Here is a 22,438-nt window from a genome sequence, read left to right on the forward strand (position 1 = left end):
CATCATTAATTGGACTCTAGCGAGCCCTACTCTTTTGAACGCGAAATGGCAGGGCAATGAATTACGGGCGTGCCGGGAAATGGGTTTGTTGCCCAGCATAATAAAAACATCTAGAACGCCTAAGGACGCTCCTGCCAGAATGTGCCTTCCGACGAAAGATGGCTTTCGAAATGATCAATTTCACCCATCAGAGTCTTGATCATATCCGGTCGCTCACTGGCTCGATCAAACCGCTCGGAAGGATCGTGCTCCAGCTGGAAAAGGAGTGGTTTTTCCCTGTTGGCCTGAAAACCATAGTCACTCTTCGTCTGCGAGTAGAGTCTCACATGGGCCTTCCAAGGACCTCGCCGCACGCCGTAGACCTCGTTTCTCGAGGCTCCGGTGTAGATAAACCGAAAGTCGTCAACCTTCTCAGAGTAAAGGGCCCGGTTAAAATAGTGACGAATATCGCGTCCGTCCAAAGATCGACCAGTTGGGACCGGCACTGCCGCATACGCAAACACCGTTGGCAGGACGTCAAAGGTGCAAGCGGGCTCCCTTACTACCGTTGCCGGTTCAATGACACCCGGCCACCAGAAGACCCCCGGAACACGAACGCCTCCCTCCCAAGTCGATCCCTTGCCGTCCCGAAAGGGCAAAGCCGAGCCAATATTCAATCGGGCCTCCCCATACATTTCGTGCTCGGCCGTTTCCTGGAATCGAATCCAGGGACCGTTGTCGGACGTGAAAACGATTAGCGTGTTCTCCGCCAATTCGAGTTCGTCGAGCAATGAGCGAAGCCGCCCAACATTGGCGTCGATTTCCTCGATCACATCCCCATACAGCCCGCGTTTCGACTTCCCTATCGCCTCCTTGGATGCGTGTACTGGGAGATGAGGCATGCCGTAGGCCAAGTAGGCGAAAAAAGGATTTTCCCGATTGTTCCGTATGAAAGATATCGCTTCGTCCGTATACCGGGCAGTCAGCGATCCCTGCAGTTCCTGATTCCTCGCATAGTTTTTCTCGATGATTTCATATCCAGGAGCCGGTGAGGTTCCTCCCGCTTTGCTCCGGATCAAGTTCGCGCCCGGATCGTAGTCATTGGACACGTTCGAACCAATCCAGTAGTCAAATCCATGGGCGAGCGGCAGAGCATTAGAGGTAAACCCATTTGCCTCGTTGGGGTTCCCCAAATGCCACTTGCCGAACATGGCGGTTGAATATCCGGCAGATTTCAACCCCTCCGCCAGTGTGATCTCCTTCGTATGGATATGCTTTTCCGCCTCGGGCCCCAACACCCAATTAAATCCAGACCGAGCCGGATTGCGACCGGTCAAGAGCGCGTAGCGCGAGGCGGAACAAGCCGGAGAGGCCGTGTAAAATTGAGGGAAATTGAGACCTTCAGAGACGAGTTGCGAGATGTTCGGCGTGTGGATACTCGGATTCCCCGTATGAGAAAAGTCCCCGTATCCACAATCGTCCAAAAACAAGATCACTACGTTCGGTCGCTCTAAAGCCGGACGAGGGCTGGAGAAGAGCGAAACCGCCTCAATAAGAGCGAATGTAATCAGTAGGCAGACACGCATAGCAGCTATATAAATTTTGATTTCCCCTACTACGATCAACTAAATTCAATTTGAGCAGTCCTCTCAGGACCGGCCAATACAAAACTACTTATTCTAAAATCGCTTCACGTCCGCAAACAAGTTCTGACAATAATTCATTCGCCAGCAGGGGACCGTCCTCGAATCAATGTGATCCATCCGATTCAGCTAAACGTTTGAGGGTGCACAGCATCCTTTACTCCGTCACGAAATCGATGGCACCTCCAAACTGCGAGGCTAATGGTTTCACCCAGAGCATTTCCTCTGAAAATTCGATACAACTGCACAATATTAGCCTGCTTCTTAAAGGTTTCTTCGGCTCAATTTACATCTACCGCGATCGGCCCGACTCCCCTCCAGATTAAGCATCCCGAGTTTCTGGGCTCTCACCAGCCAGATGTCTTATCTTGGCCTCAGAAAGCAAATCTAGATGCTGGGTAAATTCGGATAAAAAATAATCTCTTCGCCCGTCGATAATGACCGCCATTCATGGTCTTAATATTTTTCAGTCAATTTATTATCAGGTGTCCTGACTAACCTGACGGCATGCTGAAATGTAACACTATCTTATCTATCACCACAGCTCTTGTTAACGTAGCGTTAATCGCTGGCCTTGATTCCTGATCATTGAAATGCAGCAGACTTCAGGCATCGCTCGGTCTGAGATCAGGGAGGACCGCAGTAACGCTATGACTGAGGAATTCAGCCAGATATAATCGGAAGATTCAGTGCTTTCTGTTCATATGGCTTCAACGGTAGGTGACTTTGAACCAATCACTTGCCTAGAAAAAGGGACCCGCAAAACAACGGCCTAGGAGGTCTTCGAGCTCATAATCAGCTATTAACGGCAGGGTGTGTAGCCCAGTTTTCAACTGGAGAGACTACCCAGTCTCGATCCGTTTTAAAACTTTGAGTAGATTGGGAGTCTTAGCGATCGGGATAGAGAGCCGGCAATCGTTCACCGCGATAAATTGCCCAACCTAATCCGGTATCTTGCAGACGCATATCCCAAACAACTTCAGAGGGAGTCTCATGAGTAACTTCTAACAAACGAGCCCAGCGTTGTGTATCTGGTGCACGTCCAGCGTTATTACCTTCTGGGTCTGACTCCTGCCCGCCAATGGTGATTAGGATATTATCAGTCTTCGGTTGCCAGTCTACGTCGCCCAAATAACGAGCATAAAAATGTTCATCCTTGGGACCATAGCTCCAGACTTGCGAGACTTCCATAGTCTCTTCGTTAACAGAGTATTCAACGGCTCGAGAATAGCTGTCTACGAGCGCCATCTTCTCATTAAAGGGCGAACTCCGTGCGACACCGTTATCAAAAAGCAGATAGGTTCCGTTTTCGGTATGAGAAATAGCGTGATGTTTGTACGACCACTCGAGATCACCGACAGGCGTTAGCAGCTTATCACTCCAAGGCTCTTTCCAGTTGTCATGATTTCCGAGGATCCAGACGAGCTCGCCAGTATCCATACTAACCTTTATAACCGCGTCCTGATAGGGCACAGACACGAGAAACGAGTTGTCGTCTTCTTCATAAATGATCGCATTTCCATGAGTCCAGTCACGGGCAGGACCACCGAGTTTTTCCTCGTAGTGTGCCCTCCAAAAGCCAGTGCCAAGCGAGCTGTAGCCGATACGGTAAGGATCGAGAATATCATGCAGTTTCCACTCTCTAAGCACATCACCAACGAGGTTCATTTCGATAATGACATCACCCAAGACATTGGCGGTCGCTCTCGCCGCATCTGCATCCGTTTCGCTCGTATACCAGTTTTCCATGACCCGGTTCTCATTACTGAGTAGCAGGATGTTTCCATTCGGAAGGCTGGTGAAGTCGTGATGGAATGACCCGGTTTCCACAGGGATGCTGCCTTCGGCTATATTCGTGGCGGTTCCAGTGAAATGCCAGCGCCGTAAAATATTACCCAGAACGTCGATCTCAACCATGCCACCAGTCCCCGGCCATATTTCGTAAATAAAGTTGCCGTCTGGCATTTGACGAACGTCATGGATTTTATGGTCTTCGGGCAAATAGTACCAAATAACTTCACCTAGATTATTAACGATAACGGCGGGTGCAAAGACGGCAGGTTCTGCGTCTCCTTCAGCATTCCAACGCCCATTGACATTAAACAAGGTCACTCCGGGCTCCATCTCATCAGGCTTATTCACAACCACTTTGGGTATTGGAAAAATATCCGGGAGCGGAGGTGTTTCAAAGGTTATCGCAGCAGAGGTGGCAGAGCTTCCTCCCGCGTTCGTTACTTTGGCGGTTATTATATGACTTCGTGCGGTGCGCAGCCCAATCACAGGAACCTCAAATGTAGTAGAGCGATCCGAGCTCGGCTCAATCGTCCATTGCCGGTCACCATCGTCTATGTTTATGGTCAAAGTCACCGGTTGGTTAGCCGACAAACTGAGCACGGCTGCGAGTGGCACAGTAGGATTAGGATTTTGCACCAGGCTAATATCAACGATGGAAGGCCCTGGCTGGCTGCAGGCCGTAAGCAAAAGTGGCAGTAAAGCCAAGAAAATCATTTTATGCGTTGATTTGAGATGTGTCATTTTTTAAAAATTTGATGGAGGCTGGTTATAGCCGAAGCAACTAGTACACCCCAAAAAATATAGGGATAATGGCAAAGTCGAGAGCATAAACGTTTGACGACTCGCTCGCTGTCGTCCTCCCCTGTCGTTACCTAAACGCCACTTACGATCCAGAAATTTCAAAAACATACCCTGGTTCACTAAGGGGAATACCCACGACCGTCTACGAGGCGTTCCGCCATTGCGTTCCCCAAAATACACTTTTTAAAAAAGGGAGGCTAAATTCTCGGGCTTTGACAGGAATGTATGGCCTACGTCACGGTCAGAACAGGCTGCTTGAGGAGATTGCCAAAAAAAGGAGTTAAAAACCTCCCAGAGGAGATAGATTGAGAGGAAAAGATAGTTTATGGGGACGATGCGGAGACGAGAAAAACTTTGATACGTGTATTCTTCGGCTGGATCGTAATGATAGCGTGGAAAGGACCATAATTGGTTATATTTTTGGCAAGCACTAAAAACTGTTTGCAACAGTCCATATCGATTAATCAGAACCGGAGGCTTTTTGTTAATCTAAAGAACACCAAAGCCCAAGATTTCTGGGGATTTTTTTTGTAGCCCACATTGTAGTACGGGAATTTAAAAATACTTTTTCCCGGACAAATTACCTGTCTTTCAGGAGCTCAGATTTTTACCCATCAAACGATTGCAGCGATTCCGTTCTTAGCCCAATTGTGAATTATGATTATCGTCCTCTTTCAAATACTCCCCGCCTATTTTGCGGAGCACAAAACTAAACCATGTATTTGGCTGTTTCTAGTTATGTGTGTGCCTACTTTGCTCTCTACCGAATCCAATGCAGCTAACCGCCCCAATGTCGTTTTTATTCTCGCAGACGATTTGGGATACGGGGACCTAAGTTGTTATGGTGCTACCAAAGTAAACACACACCATATTGATAGCCTGGCAGAAGATGGGCTTCGTTTTACGGATGCCCATTCAGCCGCTTCGGTCTGTACACCCACCCGCTATAATATTCTTACAGGGCGTCACTGCTGGCGAACCTGGGCCAAGTCGGCTACTGTATGGGCTAATGATCCTTTGTTAATAGAAACCGATCGTTACACTTTGGCCGATTTGTTTAAGGATCAGGGCTACACGACCGCTATCCTGGGAAAATGGCACTTGGGATTTGGGACGCCGGATATGCAAGGCTGGGATGGTTACCTTGGGCCTGACTACAACCAAGAATTGAAGCCCGGCCCTCTGGAGCTCGGATTCGATTATTACTGGGGGTTCCCGCATGTCGGTCAGCGACCTCACTTCATTATTGAAAACCACAGGGTCCTGAACCTCAGTCCGGGGGACCCCATTACGATAATCCCAGATACTCGCCTCCCTTTTTACACTAACTATTTAAAACGTCCGCGCACAGTATCCAAAAATCCTCGACTCGATTCCAAAGGCGGCATCTCAGCACTGTATAAGCACGAAGACCTATCAAATAGCCTAACCGATCGGACTGTCCAATATTTAGAAGAGGTCGAGGCTGACAACCCCTTTTTTCTTTATGTATGCCATCGTAATATTCACGGACCGCTGATTCCAGACCCAAAATTCAATAACACTAGCGAAATTGGAAAACGTGGAGACTTTATCAACGAGTTTGATGCTTCGGTGGGGCGAATCTTAGAGGCACTGGATGACAAAGGCCTTAGAGATAATACCTTGGTTTTGTTCAGTAGCGACAATGGAGGCGTGATTCGTTATGAACCAATCGATTACGCCCAAGACCAAGGACACTTTATAAATGGTCCCCTGCGCGGCCAGAAGGGGACCGCTTACGAAGGTGGCAACCGCGTCCCCTTCCTAGCACGCTGGCCGGGCAAGATCGAAGCAGGCACTGAAAGTAGCACGGTCATCGCCCTCCAGGATCTGATCGCAACCTTTGCAGACCTGTTTGAAGAAAAGTTACCCATCGATTCTGCGGAAGACAGCTTCAGCTTTCTCCCGGCTCTGCTAGATTTGGAACCTCGACAAGCCCAACGCAAGATCTTGCTGAATGACAGCTCCAGTGGCATCATCGCCATCAGAAAAGGTCCATGGAAATTAATCCCATCCTACCATGGAGGTCGAGCGAGAGGACCATACGATGGGTCCCAACCCATCGGCCAGCTTTTCCATATTAAAAATGACGTAAGAGAATCATCCAACCTATATGCAGAACGTCCAGAAATTGTTGCCGAACTTACTCGCCTGCTCAATCGCGTAAAAAACGGAAATCGTACGGCCCCCGTAGAGCGCTCTCTGGCTAGTTGGCAATAATGCCAACCCCCAAAAGGAATGAGCAAAAGCTAGACTAACGAGACCGCTTACTCATCAGGGTTCGGTCCTCCTAAATTCTAGGAAGGACAACCGAGCCGGTCGTCTCTGCCAAGAAGCCCGAGCCAGAATCCCTTATTGCCCTGCCACCGCGTCCCGGATGGCGCCGTAAATATCCGTGGACTCCTTCACACTTTCAGCTCCCACTGGTGACACAAATACTGGCCATTCGCTCATATCCTCGGGAATGCGCCCGTGAGACCCTTTGACGAGCCAGGCATCCAGAGGAATTACATTCAGCAACCCTCGAATACCAAGTTTCTTTTTAAAGAGAAATGCGGCAATCTTTAGTTTCGGCATTTTTAACTTGGGATCGATAAAAAGCTCGACTGGGTCGTACCCAATTTTCCGATGAATATCGACGCAGCGAGCAAAGTCAGGAGCAACCGCGTCGTCTAACCAATAATAGTAAGTGAACCAACTCCTCGAATCCGAAACCGCTACGAAATCCCCGGCTCGCTCGTGGTCGTTTCCCGCTTCCCGTTTCCCGTCTTCATCGAGTACCGAATCAACTCCTTCAATGGATTCCAAAACCGCCCTTACTTCATCTTGGATAGCCTTGTCATTAACGTACACGTGGGCTACTTGATGATCCGCAACCGCAAAAGCCTGGCTGGCCCCGCAATCGAGTTGCTCGAGTCCCAGTTCGTCTTTAATTGTAATCCAGCCTTTTTCCCTAAATACCCGATTCAGGTGGATCGGACGGTCCACGTCGCTAATCCCATATTCTGAAAGCAAAACTACTTGAATAGAGCGTTCCTCGAAGAAGGTTATCAGGTCTCCGGCTACTTCATCGATGAGCTTTAAGTCGTCCCTAATAGCGGGATTCGAGGGACCCAGACGCTGCAAATTGTAGTCGAGATGGGGAAGATAGACTAGGTTGAGCGTGGGCTCATGTTTTCGCTCTACCCACTTGGCCGACTCCGCAATCCAGCGCGAACTCTCAATTCCCGCTCGTGGGCCCCAAAACGTGTGAAAAGGAAATGCTCCAAGGTCCTGCTTTATTTCGGTTCGCATACCCATCGGATGCGTGTAAACATCGAAAAACTTGCGACCATCGGCCGGGTACATGGGCCGAGGTGTTATCGAGTAGTCAACGGTCGAATACATATTGTACCACCAAAACATTTTCGCGCAGGTGAAATTCGGATCGATTCCCTTGAGCTCATCCCAAATTTTCAATCCTTTCACGATAGGATTCGACTGTTTCCAGAAGTTGACCTCGCTGTACTCCCGATTGTACCAGCCATTGGCGACCGCTCCATGTGATGCGGGTGTTTTGCCGGTGACGAAATTCGATTGCGCGGTACAGGTGACTGCTGGAAAGGCTGGCTTAACTTTCGATATCGAGCACCTATCCACGTAGGCTTTGGTGTTTGGCGTACGGTCGTCAATCAGAGAGGCCGTCAGACCGACAATATTTAGGACCGCGGTTCGACGCATATCACTAACCTAGTTTCTTAAGCTGTTCCAGTGAGCGGAGAACAACATCCGTATCCATTTCATGCACCTCAAACCGGGAACCCACGCGCTTTAAAAGTGTGATCGTGAGCAAGCCACCCAAATGCTCGCGAAACTCCTCCAGCCCCTCAAGCACATAAGGGAAACGACTACCATTTTTCCGCTCCAAGTGCTCCGAGTAGATCTCAAAGTTTAGATTTGTTAAGAGGGCTAGAATGCGTTCGGCGCTGCTGGCACTCAAGTAGCCCATCTCTTCGGAATACAGCGTGTCAATTGCGATCCCGATTGCCACTGCCTCGCCGTGACTCAACGCGAAACCGGAAAGCTGTTCGAGCTTGTGCGCTGCCCAGTGGCCGAAGTCCAGAGGCCTTACCGAACCCATCTCGAATGGGTCCCCCGAAGTAGCAATATGGGCCACATGGTGCTCGGCGCACCTTTGGATCAACTCTTCCATCGCGCTCCGATCAAAGGCATTCAGCGCGTCCGTATTTTCCTCGATCCAGTCGAAAAACGCAGCGTCACGAATAAGGGCCACCTTGATCGCCTCAATGTAGCCATTGCGAAGGTGCACATCGGGGAGCGTATCCAAAAACGAGAAATCGTTCACCACCGCAAACGGTGGCGCAAACGCCCCCACGAAATTCTTTTTCCGGTTAAAATTGATACCGTTCTTAACCCCGACTCCCGCATCGGCCTGGCCTAAGGTCGTTGTCGGAAACCGAAAATGGCGGATTCCCCGATGGGCCGTCGCCGCCGCAAATCCGACAGTATCCAGCAAGGCCCCTCCCCCGATCGCGACGATGTAGCTGTGGCGACAGATCTTGCTCCGTTCGATATCCGCGTAGATTCGATCGAGGCACTTGTCATCGTTCTTCAGAGATTCTCCTCCAGGGAGAACGTTTACCCCCATCAGCCTTAGCTCCTCGCTGTAGTGGTCGAAATAGCTCGCGATCTCGTCGGCCAGTCCCGGATTTGATTGGCTCACCGCTTCGTCGACATAAAACAGGGCCTTGCGACGGTTTCCGCTTTCTTTCGAACAGGCGAGATCACGAAAAAGCGGATTCTCCACATCGAACGCTCTTTGGGTGAAGTACACCCGGAGATTGTAGGGGATGTGAATGGGATACTCTATGTGAGGAAATTCGGGCATTTTAACAAAAGTCAGGTCGCAGGAATGCGGCGTTGAGCGATAACGGCGAACAGGAAAAAAGCCACCAGAAATCCCCCTGTCGTTAAAGAAAATTGACGCATACTGCTGAGAATCGCCCAGTCTACGAGGCAAATGCCAGCCAAGAGGGGCCCGATCGTCTTCCCTGCGATTAAGCGACCGTTCACTTTTGCCTTTGAAAACGCAAAGTAGATCCATCCGGCAAGAGTGCCAGAACTCAAGAGCACTCCGATCCAAAGCGAATTCATGGCCCCTGCAAGAAGGACTCCAACTAGTGGCACTAGAATCGCAATAAGCCCGGTCTTTGAAAGTGCCCCGCCCGTTGACTCCGTCCGAGCGAGACAGGTGATTCCAAGCACGTACAGAAACATCAGAATACCAGCCCACACGACCTCGGAATTCAATCCGCCAAGCGATGCCGCCCCTACCATCAGGTACACCCCAGTTCGGCATCCTGCCATAAGCGCAACTCCGAAACCCGTCTTTTTGTGCACAATATTGTACGCCACAATGAGAGATAGGAGCAGGGCGCCCAATAAAGCCACTTGAAGATTTACCCAGGCAACAAGAGCATATCCAGATCCGAGTAGTCCAAGTGTCAGGAGGAGGACGGCTCGCTGCGAAACGTGTCCCGAGGGAATCGGCCTTTCTGGTCTAAACTCCTTGTCGAATTTCACATCGCAATAGTCGTTCAAGTACATCCCGCCAACATACATGAGACTCGAGCCTAAAAGGAGGGCAGTGAAAACGCTTCCTTGCCCCGTTCCACCGAGGACCCAGGCGCACAAGCAGTTAGACCAAACCGTCGAGAGGTTTGACACACGTCCCAAGACCAGTAACGCGCGTGTATTTACCATTAGGCCAGAGCAAAGGCATTTTCACTGCCGGGCGAGCACAATTTCAAGAAATGTGAATCTCTTAGCTCCTAAATAGCAGGTATTTACGCCTGAAGACCCGAAATGAGGCAAATACCGTGGCGAGAAGCCAATAGGATGTCGCGCCCATGCCTAGCCTGTCGGAATTAAACGACAGTGTCGCAAATTTTCTTGCGTGGCGTAAATCCACAACGAGTTTCGCAAACGTTAGCGACCAGCGAAAATCTAACATCCGTGCCCGATCTGCACAATCTCCAGCGGATTCCCACTACCTTATGCAAAGAATGCACATTTGCTACCCTACTCGACTAGAGAAAGGTCTCAAAAAAGCCCGATAAAGGACCGTCCCTAACAAAAGCGTCAGACATACAGAGAATCTTCACTGCCCCAGTCGCTCTTTACCTTCCAATTCCTCGCGAGGCGAACTCCCCTAGCGTCCAAATATACTCGCGCACTAGCTGGTCGACGACGTCACTCGTTCCTAATCCCCCCGGGAGCACTTCCCAAGTATATGTCTCCATTTCGAAATGGTGGCATATTTCGGGCTTATTCTTCAGAATGTCTAGGACGCTTGAGATGTGGTCGCTCGTTGACTCCAGAGGGTACCCCGGAGAGTGATGAAGGGGTATGTGGAAATGGATGCGCCACTCGTCCGCAGTATCCTCTCCTTTTCGCCTGGCCTGGAGCGCCACATCGAGGTCCTCGTACCGCACCAATGCCTCGGAGCCCTTGCGAGCGACGACTTGATGCAGATATACGGGTTCACAAAACCCCTCGAGCATCTTTAGTGTCGGCTCTGAAAAATCTGCAACTTTCAATGCGGAGCTCAAGTGAATCTTGCTGATCCGGATCCCGCGATCAATCAGGTGCCCTAGCGACTCTTCTGCGGACTCGTACTCGACCGCTAGATGGCACGCATCGTAGTTCACGCCCAGCCTTCTCAGTAGCAAATCACGATCGGCCAATTCAGCCGTCAGCAAATTATCCATGAAATCGGCCGTTTCGCTACTGGTCTCAAACAAGCACAACGGCTCAGGCTCCAGTCCGAGATGCAGATCCCTTCCCGTCCTCTCGCTCAATTGCTCGATGTACTCCGCGCACTTTGAAAGATTTTCGAGCATGGCCACCAACTGGTCCTGCGATGTGATGAATCGCTTGAACGATCCCGGCACGGTACTTATGCTCGCCTCCATGCCCTCGGGCGCAATGTCGCAAATCAGGTTGAAAAGCAGCTTTGTGTACTCTAGCCTTTCCAGCGTCGTCCAGTCGGGCCGGTAAACGTCCTCCTTTACTCGAGTCCCGTGAAAATCGCCGTAAGGAAACCCATTGATCGTGAACACGTAGCATTCGCGCTCATCGAGCCACTTTTTAAAGGCCAGTAGATTGGAAGGGGCAGACAGTTCGCGTGCTGCCGGAGCGCTCAGGCGCAGGCCAATCGCATACGGATCCTTTGGACAGACCCTTTCACGCACTCGCAGGGTATACTGGTCAAGCGACTGAAGCGTTTCCGCCCAGGAGCTTCCGCGATGGATGTTAGTACAATAAGCGAGGTGACTGTTGTTGGCTAGCTTCATTCGGTTGCAGAAAACTCGCCCACGAAAAACCCCGACCCCGAGGTAGTAAAGCGGAATGTTCTCCCATCTAAGCATTCACCAGGCCGCTTTTGGCCCCTACCGAGAAAGACTCTTGCTGAGAGGGGCAATTTTTCAAAGACTGCCTATCCCCTATGAAGCGCAGAAAATTTCTTCAATCATCCATCGCCGTAACCGCGGCTGCCGCGTTGCCCCTTTCAGTTCAAGGAGACCATCTCGGAAAGGCAAAGCAGACCCGAACCAATCCGATAGCGCTCTCGACCTATTCCCTTTGGCGTTTTCGCAACGACGCGTTCCGTGATCTACACAAGTGCATCGATCTTGCGAGTGAATTTGGCTTCGATGGCGTTGAACTTTTACTCTACCAGTTTGAGCAAAACGATCTGCTTTCCAATAGCTACGTTCAGTCCCTGAAGCGCCACGCGACGCGCTTAGGTCTTCCGCTCTGCGGCTTGTCCACCCATCAAGGATTTGTTACCCCAGATCGGGAAAAACGTCAGCACAACATCGATTTGACGATCAGCCAACTGGAACTCTGTGCCCGCCTCGGCATTCCAGCTATGCGGGTCAATACGGGCCGTTGGGGCACCTCCGGCAGTTTTGACGAACTAATGGCTAATAAAGGCAAAGAACCTCCCCTAGATGGCTACACTGATGATGACGGCTTTCCGTGGGTTATAGAAGCCATTGAAAAGTGTATTCCGACTGCGGAGAAACTGGGCGTAGTCATGGGGCTGGAAAATCACTGGGGACTGGGTCTCACCGCCGAGGGCGTCATGCGGATCGTGGATACCGTCGACTCGCCTTGGCTTCAAGTGACGCTCGATACGGGAAATTTTCTGGAGAACCGGGACGCGCAACTGGAAGCCCTCGCCCCACATGCCTACTTTGTTCAGGCCAAGACCTATTACGGTGGAGGCCAATGGTACGAGCTCGATATCGACTACCCAAAAATCGCCCAGATGCTGCACAAGCATGACTACCGCGGATGGGTCTCCTTGGAGTTTGAGGGAATGGAAGGCTACCGAACGGCTATCCCCAAAAGCTTAGAGCTCCTACGAAACGCTTTCAGCTACAGCCTCTAAATCCATCAGGGTCCAATGGGATTCAAGCAAACCCTTCAGCACTTGAACATCGCCCCTAATATCTTCTGAGAAATATTTCCGCTTACCGCCGGCGATCTCGGAGCACCCATTGGCTCATCTATATCGGATGGGTGCTCGGAGATCGTCCACTACCAAAGACCGCAATAGCGGGGGTCTGCGACAATAGTCTTCGCCTTTCAGGCTACGCCTGTTATGAGGTTCGAGGCCGTTACCTGAAGGGAATAAAGTAAGGTCAGGCTTTCAGTAATTCCTCGATTCCATCAAGAGGACCTTTCCCCATCTTCTTGCCAAACTTCTCCAAAACAAGCGCCAGAAGTTTCGCCCAAAAGGGTAAGGCCGTATGCTTCAAATTTACCACGTGCTCTATATTGGACCGATCCGGCCCAAACTTCGAAATATCGTACGTCTCCTCAACGCTTCCCGTTTTAGAGTCGTCTACGTATCGGTATCGATAACGGATCCTCTTGTCGAAGACGTAATCTATCACCTCCCCTTGGGCGTTGCCTCGCTTTCCTGACATTTCGAAAACAGCGTTGAAGCGACTCCCTTCCCCTATTCCGGTGCTTGCACATTCCACGCATTTCTCATTCCTGGCAGGCATGTTGCCCGGATCATGAATGATTTACCAAAGGTTTTCTGGCGAAACTCGGAACGTTTGTCCGGATATGATCCTCAATGCTTTTGCAGATTGGAATACTGGTTTTCCAGGACTTAATTCGGTCCTAACCGTAGAAGAAATTCCCGAAGCCTAACTTCCTTCGCTGATAGAAGGTGGGTGGAGCTCACAAAACAGGCGCTCGGATTCTGTATCGCTGATCAGAATGAGTTCATCGTCTGGCTTAATCGGAATGCTCGGGCGTGGAGGCGCTTGCAAACCATCCTCACCTCGAATCGCAATGACATTGCAACCCGTACTCACTCTCAAATTCATTTCACCCAGCGTCTTCCCGTGCAAGGACTCTGGCGCTTTTACTCGGAAAATGTCCAAGCCTTCAGCCACCATTAGGATATCACTGTGCTTGAGAAAATTGAATAGGATATTCGCTCCCATCGATGCATAGGAAAGCACGATATCTGCCCCAGCCCGGTGTAATTCAGATATCGTTCGTACCTCGGTAGCCCGACAAATTATCTGTATATCCGGTCGGAGCTTGCGGCAGAAAATGGTCAGATAAACCTCGAGATCATCATCATGTGAAGTGATTATGACCGTGCGGGCCTCAATGATTCCCGCCATGTTCAAGGTCTCGAAGGTCGATGCATCCCCAATCACTCCCTTGTCCCCGAACGGCTTGAGCGCATGAGGAGAACGGTCCACGATTTTGTAATTGGTGTTATTCGAAGCTAGCGTTTCACAAACCGCCGTGCCCACTCGTCCCGCTCCGATGACCACTGTGTGGCCTTCCCGGTTATCGGCATTTCGGTACTTCGAATCAAACCGAGCCAGCGTCTCCTTGGATCCGGCTAGCAGCAGCACTGAATTGGGGTTGATCACCGCATCTGGGGCACTGATTGTGAATTCACCTCGTTCCCAAAATCCAATTATATTTACGCCCGCGCTTTTGCGGAGATTCGCCTCGGCAAGTGTCTTCCCAACCAGCTCAGGCGAGTCCGCGATGGCCTCGACTATCAGGAGTTCATCGAAACTAGCGACAACGTGACTGAGCGAGTCTCCACCGTAGGCCCTGCGCGCTAAAGCCTCACCCACGATATTCCCTAGCTGAAATGCTTTGTTGGCCCCGGAAAGGCGAATCACCTCACTAGACGATTTCGAATCGGCTGCCGAAATGATGGGAATCTGGGGATTGAGCGCCTTAATCGTAAAAGCCAGGCGAGCATTTTCGAAATCGGATCCCGTTAGGGCAACGATCGCCGCGTGCTCGAGACGCAATCGCTTGTAGGTCGACTCAATGCTTGGGTCGCCGACGAATGCATTGATCCCTTGGTCGATCAATCGAACGCATTCCTCAGTATCACTCGTGAGCAAGGCGTATTGATCCCCAAATCGATCGAGCTTCTCGATCAGAGTACTCGAGATCGAGTCATAGCTGAGCAGAATGGCATGACCTGATACCGTATCTGGAAGGCTGTGCTGGATGATCCGTCTTGAACGGCTTTCCACCCACGGTGCGTAGAAAAACTCAATCAACGTAAACGGGAGCAAAATCAGCAAAAATATGACACCCGAGAGCAGAACGAAAATGGAGAAAATACGCCCAATATCCGATTGAAAGGTAATGTCGCCAAAACCAAGCGTAGACATTACCGTGAAAGACCAATAAAATCCAGTTAGCCAAGAATGTTCTTGTCCTTCCCAGGCCATCAGTGTGTGGAACACGATGGTGAACACGATCACCATCCCTGCTAGGGTTAGCAGGAAGCGACTGAGCAGTCGTATATTGCGCCGACCGGATTCACCCGCTTTCATAGCAGCTACACTGGAGGTGAGGAATTTCAAAGTTTTTGCGGCAGACTCAATGGTTCAATTCTAAATAACAAAATCTGTTATTTCGATCTAAGAGATCGAGACAAGACTGGAATGATCCGCTACCTTATAGCGAAATTCGGGCACTGTCTCAGGAATTTAACAGGATTACGATAAAAGACCTGATCGATGGCGTCGTCATCGTAGCCACGGCGGCGCATCTCATGGGCCGCATAAGGGACCGCCAATGGAACACTCACACCCCAATCGCAGGCGGAATTCAGCCAGAGTCTTTCTGAGCCGAAATTCTCCAGGATATCGATCGCTCTCGCAGAAGTGCATTTGGATTCAGGATACAATGTCAGTCCACCCCAAAACCCTGCATCCATAACGTATTTCGCTGTATGCTCCTCTACGTGATCAATGAGCACTTTGCCTGGATCGATACGGGAATCGCTCTTGATCAGGTCAATAATCAGCTGCGTACCTTTTCGCTTATCCTCCAAATGAGGGGTATGAACGAGGATCAACTGGTCATTCTCGGCCGCCACATTCACATGCTTTTCCAAAACGGTCATTTCGTTTCGGCTATTCTTGTTCAACCCGATCTCGCCTATCCCCAGAACATTCTCACGCTTGAGGAACTCAGGAATCAGGGCGATCACCTCGTCTGCCAGCTTTACGTCTTCTGACTCCTTTGGGTTGATGCAAAGCCAGGAAAAGTGCGGCAGTCCAAATTTGGCCGCCCGCTTGGGTTCATAATCCGTCAACTGACAGAAGTAGTCGTAGAACCCATGCGCCGAACTTCGATCGAAGCCGGCCCAAAAAGCAGGTTCACAAACGGCTTTGCATCCAGCAGTCACCATTGCCATGTAGTCGTCAGTCGTGCGACTTACCATGTGTGCGTGTGGTTCGATGTATCTCATTGCGGCTTATCAGGCCAGGCGCCACAAGCGGCTTTGGTGGTGGCAAATGGAATCAGTTCCTCGGTCGGGTCGCTTAAGGAAAGCAGCACTCTTTGAGCCCTGTTTTCCGAATCCAATTCGCCTAGAGCATCCTTAAAGGCCTTGTATCTAAAATCGTCCGTAAACCCGTCTCGTTCGATACGGTCCATGAAGGCCGCGATGTCGATCAGTTTGGCACGAGCCTCAATGTAGTAGAGCTCAACGGTATTCTGCTTTTCTTTTGGCTTCATAGGAGAATTAACAATATCAGACAAACTTTGTTTTAGGGGCGTTAGTTTGCGAAGTAATTCACTAGACCAAACCAACTAAGGCCCTTCATCAATACAAAATCTCGCGATAGAAATTACCCTCTTTACAGAGCTTTTCGACAGTGGCTCTCTGATCAAGTCCATCAAGACCCATGGCAACGTCTCAAATTCTAATTTGCTTAATTCACGTACCCTTTAGAAGGCCCCGCTTCCACTGGGTATTGATTCTTGCTTTGCTATAGGAGTCTTCTGCCTCCTAATTTCTTCTTTATGAACGTGAACGGCAAGCCCTACCGAACTATCTGGCTCAAAGAAGGAGAGCCTCGCACCATTCAGATCATCGATCAGCGGAATCTGCCCCACGAATTTAAAATCGAAAACATATCCAGTGTCACTGAAATGGCGAGAGCGATTAAGGAAATGCATGTCCGCGGGGCGGGGCTAATCGGCGCCGCCGCAGGATTTGGCATGTATCTGGCAACCCTCGAAGCAGAAAAGTCCGAAGACTTTGAGCGATCTCTTCAATCCTCCTACGAAACCCTCAAATCGACTCGTCCCACCGCCGTGAACCTCGTTTGGGCGCTTGATCGCCAAATAGACGTCATCGCAGCGGCAGATCGGATATCGGAAAAAATCCGCATCGCATTGGAATCCGCCCAGCAGATCGCTGACGAGGATGCCGCCTTCTGCCGAAGAATTGGGGAACACGGGGTCGAGCTCATCAGAGCAATCAGCCAACCCAAAGACGGAGAACCGGTCAATATTCTGACCCACTGCAATGCGGGTTGGCTCGCTTTCGTGGATTATGGCTCCGCAACCGCGCCCATCTACGCCGCTCACGACGCGGGTATCGCCGTCCATGTTTACGTCGACGAAACGCGTCCTCGCAATCAAGGAGCTCGTCTAACGGCATGGGAGCTGGGTCAACATGGCGTGCCCCATACCATCATCGCTGATAACGTCGGTGGACACCTCATGCAGCACGGAATGGTTGATCTAGTACTTACGGGAACCGATAGAACCGCTGTTTCGGGTGCTGTGGCCAATAAGATTGGCACCTACTTAAAAGCGCTCGCCGCCCAGGACAACGACGTCCCCTTTTACGTAGCACTCCCCTCGTCGACGTTTGACTGGGACATACGCGATGGTGTCAATGAAATCCCGATCGAGCAAAGAGACGATGAGGAAGTCAGATTCGCAGAAGGTCTTTGCGAGGGACAAATAAAAAGCGTGCTCCTCTCTCCCGGCACGTCCCCAGCTGCCAACTACGCATTCGACGTCACCCCCGCCCGCCTGGTCACAGGATTAATCACCGAAAGGGGCATCTGCGACGCCAACGAAGCCTCGATCCGAAAACTGTTTCCGGAAAAGTGAATAGGAATCATCGCACTATAAACCCAATACATTAACCCATTAGTAGCTCGTAGTAGCGGTATTACGCCGCGATACCAATAGGTCACCCCATCCTTATTCTTACCAGATCTCATCGCGGGACGAGGCATTCGCCATGTTAACAAAACCTCGTCCCAAAAATGACCGTCCATGATCGCGGTGTGAAACCGCTCCTGCGAGCTACTAGCATTTCAGGAGAAAGCGATTTCGAGTACGTCAAAACGGCGGAGTGGGACGGTCTCGCCCTAACCGCATTCCCTGAATTTTCTCGGCATTCACAAAAACATTGTCGCCCATCTCATTATCCCTGAACCTCCAACCATAAACCTCTCAATCTCCTTCAGTCCTGCTTAGTTCGCACAGCGGTGCACCGATCAATCCCTTACTTTCGCATACCACTTTATGGGCACTTTTCTATCCTTCCTCTTTTTTACCGGTCTGGTCGGCCTGATCACCTACCTCAAGACTCGACGGGACAACCTGCTCTCCTCAAAAGGCTACTTCCTGGCGGGAAACAGTCTCAATGGATGGGTAATCGCCGGATCCCTCATGCTCACCAACCTGAGCGCCGCGAATTTCACCGGCATGACCGCCAACGTCTACAAGGGAAACCTATCCCCCATAGCTTGGACGGTAACCGTCATACCTGTGCTCATCTACTTTTGCTCATTCCTGCTGCCCACGTTTCTCAAGGGAGGTTTTACCACGATTCCAGAGTTTCTGGAAAGCCGATTTAGCAAGTCCACCCAGCGGATTGTGGCGGTCATGTTTCTGTTTTCCTACATCGTCAGCGCCATGCCGGTTGCTCTCTATGGAGGATCGATCGCCATCAACCATTTGTTTAACGTTCCTCAGGCGTTCGGTCTTAGCGATGAAATGGCGATATGGATCGTGGTATGGGTGCTTGGCAGCATTGGCAGTGTGTATGCACTTTTTGGAGGTCTGAAAGGCGTGGCTATTTCAGACACTTTAAACGGAGTCGGTCTTCTTATTGGCGGGGCTCTTGTGTTCATTATCGGCGTCTATCAAGTGGGCGACCACAATTTTTTCGAAGGAGCCAAAACGATTCTCACCAAGAACACCGAGATACTCGATGCAGTGGGTGACGTCTCCGATGGGATCCCGTTTTCAGTACTCTTCACAGGGATGCTCATTCACAACTTCTTCTTCTGGACAACTAACCAGTTTATAATCCAGCGGACACTCGGGGCCAAGAGCCTTAAAGAGGGTCAAAAGGGCATCATGTTGGCTTCGTTCTTCAAAGTTCTGAACGTCCTCTACATCGCATTCCCGGGAATCATCGCCTTTCACCTCTATGGTGCCAATAATTTCGAGAATCCCGATTTCGTATACCCCACATTGATACGTGATATCATGCCCAACTTTTTCGTCGGCTTCTTCGCTGCCGTCATTTTCGGAACGGTCTTGAGTACTTTCAATTCCGTCCTGAATAGTTCCGTCACCATTTTCGCATTGGACGTATACAAACCTCTTTTTGGAAAGAATCGAACTGACGACGAGGTCATTCAAAGAAGCAGGCGCATCGGTCTTGTCATGGCGATTGCCACCATGACCATTGCCCCGTTTATCATGTACTTCCCAGAAGGGATTTTTACATTCATGGTAAAGGTGGACAGCCTTTTCGGAGCCCCCATATTGATGGCCCTTCTGCTTGGCTATTTTTCACGAAGGACGCCCGCCAAGATCGTCAATATTTGCCTCTGCACCTTCGTCACCGTATACGGCATTCTGATGTTTATTATCCAGCCGGAAATGCATTACCTTCACTACATGGCGATGCTTTTCGTTTTCTTTATATCGCTTGCGCTCCTCCTCTCACGCTCTAGCCCGGCAACCAAACCCGAGTTCCGTACGATGACCGTCGAAGGCCTAGACCTGCGACCTTGGAAGCACTTCAAACTGGTTAGCGTCATTGCGATGCTGGTGATGATTGGTGCCTACATTTCCTTTTCCTCATGGGGGCTAGTGGAATCGGACAAGCCTAAAACCATAGAATATGGATACATCGCTATGGGACTCTTAATCGCAGTTTGCGTGTTCGGCATTCCGCTGTTTCGGAAAAGGGTTTCCAGTGCGGGATAGCGTCTACTTTTAAGCCTAATTTCTTGGTTTTCACAAATCTCGAGTTTTCCTTAGTATTATCTTGATAGATAATCACCGCTTCCACGTCCCCTTTGAACATGGAAAAGGAAACAAATTACCCAAGCTAAAGCGATGCCACGGAAGTATCCCCTGAAAACTCCAATCCCGATTCACAGGAAGTAGTCGCTACGACACCACCCAGGACAAAGGAAGCGACCCATACGGCGAGCGACGAGGCTAAGGTCAAATCCAAGATGAAGCTCCGCCTCGTCGCGATTGGGGGCGCGACCTTCGGGATGATTTTCGGCACAGTGATTGAGATGCTTGTGCAAGGGGCGATGGAATCGACCGGTTCCTTCGGCTCCACCCTGGATTCTGTGCTCGAGTAAAAGGAAACTAATTTTACCTCGATCGCGGCAAAACTTTCTGAGCTAGCTGCCACCAAAGATGAGAAAGAGCGTTCCCGAATCCAGAAGGAATTGGATAGACTCATGAAATCGCAGGAGAAAATCTCGAAATCGATCAACGAGGAACTGGTTAGTAGCTAAGAGCGAATCGAATCGCTAAGACTAGATTCTCTCGAATTGGCAGGTATGGCAGGCAGTGCCGACGTATGGCTTTAGTCGGGGAAGAGCATAACGGTTGGCAATCGACAAAACGTATTTTACGTATTTTAGTTCAATGGGCTGGATTCCTACTACCGGGCAACAGTGAACATTTCAGGAAAACAACACAATCTTACCTTGAGCGACCTTGTAGAAGCCCCAACTCCCGACGGGAACTGGAAAGCTTTCTATAAACAGAAATACAAAGGCGAAGATAGTAACCACTCAGGCTTTGATTTTGTACGACCGAAGTGAGCGAAAAACTTGGACACTTTGCTAATCTTCGTGGTCACTAGTGGTATTACTTGTTTAATTCAAATTTTAATATGGAAGCAAACTACCCAATCGATCGACGCGAACTTTTGAAGCGAAGCGCCAAAGGCATTATAGGAGGTTCAATCGCTTCTGTCGGGCTCGCCTCCCAAGCGCAGGCAAATACCACGAGCACCTCATTCGTGACCAACGGACGCATCCGGCAATCCATCATGGGCTGGTGCTTTCGCGATCACATGGATGCGGTGACTCTGGCCAAGCACTGCAAGGAAATCGGCCTGGTCGCCATGGAAGGTATTTCCGCTGAGCACTATCCCGCTATTATGGAGATGGGCTTGGCAGTGTCACTGGTTTCGGGGAATCACGGATTCGCCAAAGGGCCCTGCAACCCCGAATACCACGATCTGGTTGTCAAAGGGCTCACCGAAGGAATCGATTTGGCCAAAAAAGTCGGCTGCCAGAATGTGATTACTTTTACGGGAATGCGGTTTGACGGAATGGACGATGAAAAAGCGGCCCAAGGCTGCATCGACACCTGGAAAGAAGTACTTCCGCACGCGGAAAAGAACGGAATCACGATTGTCCTCGAGCACCTCAATTCCCGGGACGACACGCATCCGATGAAAGGACACCCGGGATACTTCGGGGATGACGTGGACTTTTGTGTCGACTTGATAAAGCGTGTTGGCTCGGAAAACTTTAAACTGCTTTTCGACATCTACCATGTATCGGTAATGAACGGCGACGTCATCCGCCGTATACGGCAATATCACGAATACATCGCTCACTACCACACCGCAGGAAATCCAGGACGAGGGGAACTCGACGACACGCAGGAAATCAATTATCCTCCCATTTTAAAAGAAATCCTGAAAACGGGATACACTGGATACGTCGCTCAGGAGTTCATTCCCACCTGGGACGACCCCATCGCCGCCCTCCGTCACGCCGCAAAACTCTGCGACGTATGAATTTCCATATCTCGTAGGAGCCCCCGACTTTCGGGGGCGTCTACAGATTCAGTCTTCAAACTCAATCATCACCATTACAAACTCACTTCAATTACCTGAACGCTGCGGGGCGATTCTTCTTCCCAGTGCGACTCTTTTTCCGCAAGGCGTCCAGCCGTTACACATTTTCGAACCACGGTATCGGGAAATGCTGGACGATGCGCTTCAATCCCACTGCATGATTTGCATGGGAACGCTCACTTCGGAAGAGACCGACAATCCACAAGAGTGCACCGCGCCCGTTGGGACCGTCGGTCTGATTAGAGCCTCTCGAGAACAAACGGATGGACGCTCGAATCTCATCCTTCACGGAGTGCTGCGTGTCGAATTTACGGATTGGCTATTCGAAAAAGACTATCCATTTGCTGCAATTCAACCGGCTCCCTCGGTTTCGGTTCCCGAATCCGAAACTCAGGCGGTCGTCGATGACCTGCGCAGTGCCGTCTACCTGGCTTTACAAAACTTTCCGGATGCGATCGCTGAACAGGTTAAAAATGCCGTCGAGCAAGTAGCCCAAAGCCCAGCTGCATTCGCCGATGTAATCGCTCAGCAGTTCATTCTCGATCCCGCAATGCGCAGGGAGCTTTTGGAGGAACCCAGCGTTAAAAAGCGCTTTGACAAGCTCGTGCACGAATTGCGAAACGCTGAACGGGACGACCGCAATTAGTTTGAGTCTGGGCAGGTGGTTCTAGCTCCAACA

The 22,438-nt window shown here is 50.5% G+C and carries 17 protein-coding genes; 6 read left to right on the forward strand and 11 right to left on the reverse strand.

The window, feature by feature from the left end; translation table 11 throughout:
* Positions 1-119: 119 nt before the first annotated feature.
* Both GA004_RS09805 and GA004_RS09810 read right to left on the reverse strand, forming a co-directional pair.
* Positions 120-1,565 carry a sulfatase family protein gene (locus GA004_RS09805; RefSeq protein ID WP_283393679.1) on the reverse strand — a complete coding sequence of 482 codons (1,446 nt, stop codon included), beginning with the start codon at positions 1,563-1,565 and terminating at the stop codon, positions 120-122.
* 945 nt (positions 1,566-2,510) lie between these two features.
* The gene (locus GA004_RS09810; protein WP_283393680.1) at positions 2,511-4,130 is read right to left on the reverse strand and encodes an aryl-sulfate sulfotransferase; all 1,620 of its coding nucleotides are present in this window, start codon (positions 4,128-4,130) and stop codon (positions 2,511-2,513) included.
* Positions 4,131-4,874: 744 nt separating this feature from the next.
* Here GA004_RS09810 and GA004_RS09815 point away from each other — a divergent pair.
* Positions 4,875-6,458 (forward strand): sulfatase family protein, encoded by a 1,584-nt coding sequence (locus GA004_RS09815; protein WP_283393681.1) that lies wholly within the window; start codon positions 4,875-4,877, stop codon positions 6,456-6,458.
* Positions 6,459-6,590: 132 nt separating this feature from the next.
* Here the strand turns inward: GA004_RS09815 and GA004_RS09820 are convergent, their stop codons facing one another.
* From GA004_RS09820 to eboE, 4 genes are all read right to left on the reverse strand, one after another.
* On the reverse strand, positions 6,591-7,958 hold the full coding sequence (locus GA004_RS09820) for an alkaline phosphatase family protein (protein ID WP_283393682.1): 1,368 nt from the start codon (positions 7,956-7,958) through the stop codon (positions 6,591-6,593).
* Positions 7,959-7,962: 4 nt separating this feature from the next.
* The gene (locus GA004_RS09825; protein WP_283393683.1) at positions 7,963-9,126 is read right to left on the reverse strand and encodes a 3-dehydroquinate synthase; all 1,164 of its coding nucleotides are present in this window, start codon (positions 9,124-9,126) and stop codon (positions 7,963-7,965) included.
* An 11-nt stretch (positions 9,127-9,137) separates the two neighbouring features.
* The gene (locus tag GA004_RS09830; RefSeq protein WP_283393684.1) at positions 9,138-10,001 is read right to left on the reverse strand and encodes a UbiA family prenyltransferase; all 864 of its coding nucleotides are present in this window, start codon (positions 9,999-10,001) and stop codon (positions 9,138-9,140) included.
* 416 nt (positions 10,002-10,417) lie between these two features.
* Complete coding sequence (gene eboE, locus GA004_RS09835) at positions 10,418-11,593, reverse strand: metabolite traffic protein EboE (RefSeq protein WP_283393685.1); 1,176 nt, start codon at positions 11,591-11,593, stop codon at positions 10,418-10,420.
* A gap of 152 nt (positions 11,594-11,745) precedes the next feature.
* Here eboE and GA004_RS09840 point away from each other — a divergent pair, with 152 nt between their 5' ends.
* Positions 11,746-12,696, forward strand: a complete 951-nt coding sequence (locus GA004_RS09840) for a TIM barrel protein (protein ID WP_283393686.1) — start codon at positions 11,746-11,748, stop codon at positions 12,694-12,696.
* Between the two features lie 253 nt (positions 12,697-12,949).
* Here GA004_RS09840 and GA004_RS09845 read toward each other — a convergent pair whose 3' ends face one another.
* The 4 genes from GA004_RS09845 to GA004_RS09860 all read right to left on the reverse strand — a co-directional run bounded on the left by GA004_RS09845 (position 12,950) and on the right by GA004_RS09860 (position 16,337).
* Positions 12,950-13,237: a hypothetical protein gene (locus tag GA004_RS09845; RefSeq protein ID WP_283393687.1), complete on the reverse strand. Its 288-nt coding sequence runs from the start codon at positions 13,235-13,237 to the stop codon at positions 12,950-12,952.
* Between the two features lie 228 nt (positions 13,238-13,465).
* Complete coding sequence (locus GA004_RS09850; RefSeq protein ID WP_283393688.1) at positions 13,466-15,175, reverse strand: potassium channel family protein; 1,710 nt, start codon at positions 15,173-15,175, stop codon at positions 13,466-13,468.
* An 89-nt stretch (positions 15,176-15,264) separates the two neighbouring features.
* Positions 15,265-16,068 (reverse strand): TatD family hydrolase, encoded by an 804-nt coding sequence (locus tag GA004_RS09855; protein ID WP_283393689.1) that lies wholly within the window; start codon positions 16,066-16,068, stop codon positions 15,265-15,267.
* Positions 16,065-16,337: a hypothetical protein gene (locus GA004_RS09860; protein ID WP_283393690.1), complete on the reverse strand. Its 273-nt coding sequence runs from the start codon at positions 16,335-16,337 to the stop codon at positions 16,065-16,067. Before GA004_RS09860 ends, GA004_RS09855 begins: the two co-directional genes overlap by 4 nt.
* A gap of 288 nt (positions 16,338-16,625) precedes the next feature.
* Here GA004_RS09860 and mtnA point away from each other — a divergent pair, with 288 nt between their 5' ends.
* Together mtnA and GA004_RS09870 are read left to right on the forward strand one after the other, a co-directional pair.
* Complete coding sequence (gene mtnA / locus GA004_RS09865; protein WP_283393691.1) at positions 16,626-17,729, forward strand: S-methyl-5-thioribose-1-phosphate isomerase; 1,104 nt, start codon at positions 16,626-16,628, stop codon at positions 17,727-17,729.
* A gap of 420 nt (positions 17,730-18,149) precedes the next feature.
* Entirely contained in the window at positions 18,150-19,850 is a 1,701-nt protein-coding gene (locus GA004_RS09870; RefSeq protein WP_283393692.1) for a solute:sodium symporter family transporter, read from the forward strand.
* Between the two features lie 124 nt (positions 19,851-19,974).
* Here GA004_RS09870 and GA004_RS09875 read toward each other — a convergent pair whose 3' ends face one another.
* Positions 19,975-20,343, reverse strand: coding sequence for a hypothetical protein (locus GA004_RS09875; RefSeq protein ID WP_283393693.1), 369 nt, complete (start codon positions 20,341-20,343; stop codon positions 19,975-19,977).
* 438 nt (positions 20,344-20,781) lie between these two features.
* On the opposite strand from GA004_RS09875, the gene GA004_RS09880 reads away from it, so the two are divergent.
* Positions 20,782-21,699, forward strand: coding sequence for a hydroxypyruvate isomerase family protein (locus tag GA004_RS09880; protein ID WP_283393694.1), 918 nt, complete (start codon positions 20,782-20,784; stop codon positions 21,697-21,699).
* A 112-nt stretch (positions 21,700-21,811) separates the two neighbouring features.
* Entirely contained in the window at positions 21,812-22,405 is a 594-nt protein-coding gene (locus GA004_RS09885) for an LON peptidase substrate-binding domain-containing protein (protein ID WP_283396973.1), read from the forward strand.
* Positions 22,406-22,438: the final 33 nt, after the last annotated feature.

The sequence above is a fragment of the Candidatus Pelagisphaera phototrophica genome (genome assembly GCF_014529625.1).
In the GTDB taxonomy this organism is placed as follows: Bacteria; Verrucomicrobiota; Verrucomicrobiia; order Opitutales; family Opitutaceae; genus Pelagisphaera; species Pelagisphaera phototrophica.

Coding starts and splice junctions, on each gene's coding strand:
- GA004_RS09805 (WP_283393679.1), bottom strand. CDS start 1,565: ATGCGTGTCTGCCTACTGATTACATTCGCTCTTATTGAGGCGGTTTCG.
- GA004_RS09810 (WP_283393680.1), bottom strand. CDS start 4,130: ATGATTTTCTTGGCTTTACTGCCACTTTTGCTTACGGCCTGCAGCCAG.
- GA004_RS09815 (WP_283393681.1), top strand. CDS start 4,875: ATGATTATCGTCCTCTTTCAAATACTCCCCGCCTATTTTGCGGAGCAC.
- GA004_RS09820 (WP_283393682.1), bottom strand. CDS start 7,958: ATGCGTCGAACCGCGGTCCTAAATATTGTCGGTCTGACGGCCTCTCTG.
- GA004_RS09825 (WP_283393683.1), bottom strand. CDS start 9,126: ATGCCCGAATTTCCTCACATAGAGTATCCCATTCACATCCCCTACAAT.
- GA004_RS09830 (WP_283393684.1), bottom strand. CDS start 10,001: ATGGTAAATACACGCGCGTTACTGGTCTTGGGACGTGTGTCAAACCTC.
- eboE (WP_283393685.1), bottom strand. CDS start 11,593: ATGAAGCTAGCCAACAACAGTCACCTCGCTTATTGTACTAACATCCAT.
- GA004_RS09840 (WP_283393686.1), top strand. CDS start 11,746: ATGAAGCGCAGAAAATTTCTTCAATCATCCATCGCCGTAACCGCGGCT.
- GA004_RS09845 (WP_283393687.1), bottom strand. CDS start 13,237: ATGTCAGGAAAGCGAGGCAACGCCCAAGGGGAGGTGATAGATTACGTC.
- GA004_RS09855 (WP_283393689.1), bottom strand. CDS start 16,068: ATGAGATACATCGAACCACACGCACACATGGTAAGTCGCACGACTGAC.
- GA004_RS09860 (WP_283393690.1), bottom strand. CDS start 16,337: ATGAAGCCAAAAGAAAAGCAGAATACCGTTGAGCTCTACTACATTGAG.
- mtnA (WP_283393691.1), top strand. CDS start 16,626: ATGAACGTGAACGGCAAGCCCTACCGAACTATCTGGCTCAAAGAAGGA.
- GA004_RS09870 (WP_283393692.1), top strand. CDS start 18,150: ATGGGCACTTTTCTATCCTTCCTCTTTTTTACCGGTCTGGTCGGCCTG.
- GA004_RS09875 (WP_283393693.1), bottom strand. CDS start 20,343: ATGAGTCTATCCAATTCCTTCTGGATTCGGGAACGCTCTTTCTCATCT.
- GA004_RS09880 (WP_283393694.1), top strand. CDS start 20,782: ATGGAAGCAAACTACCCAATCGATCGACGCGAACTTTTGAAGCGAAGC.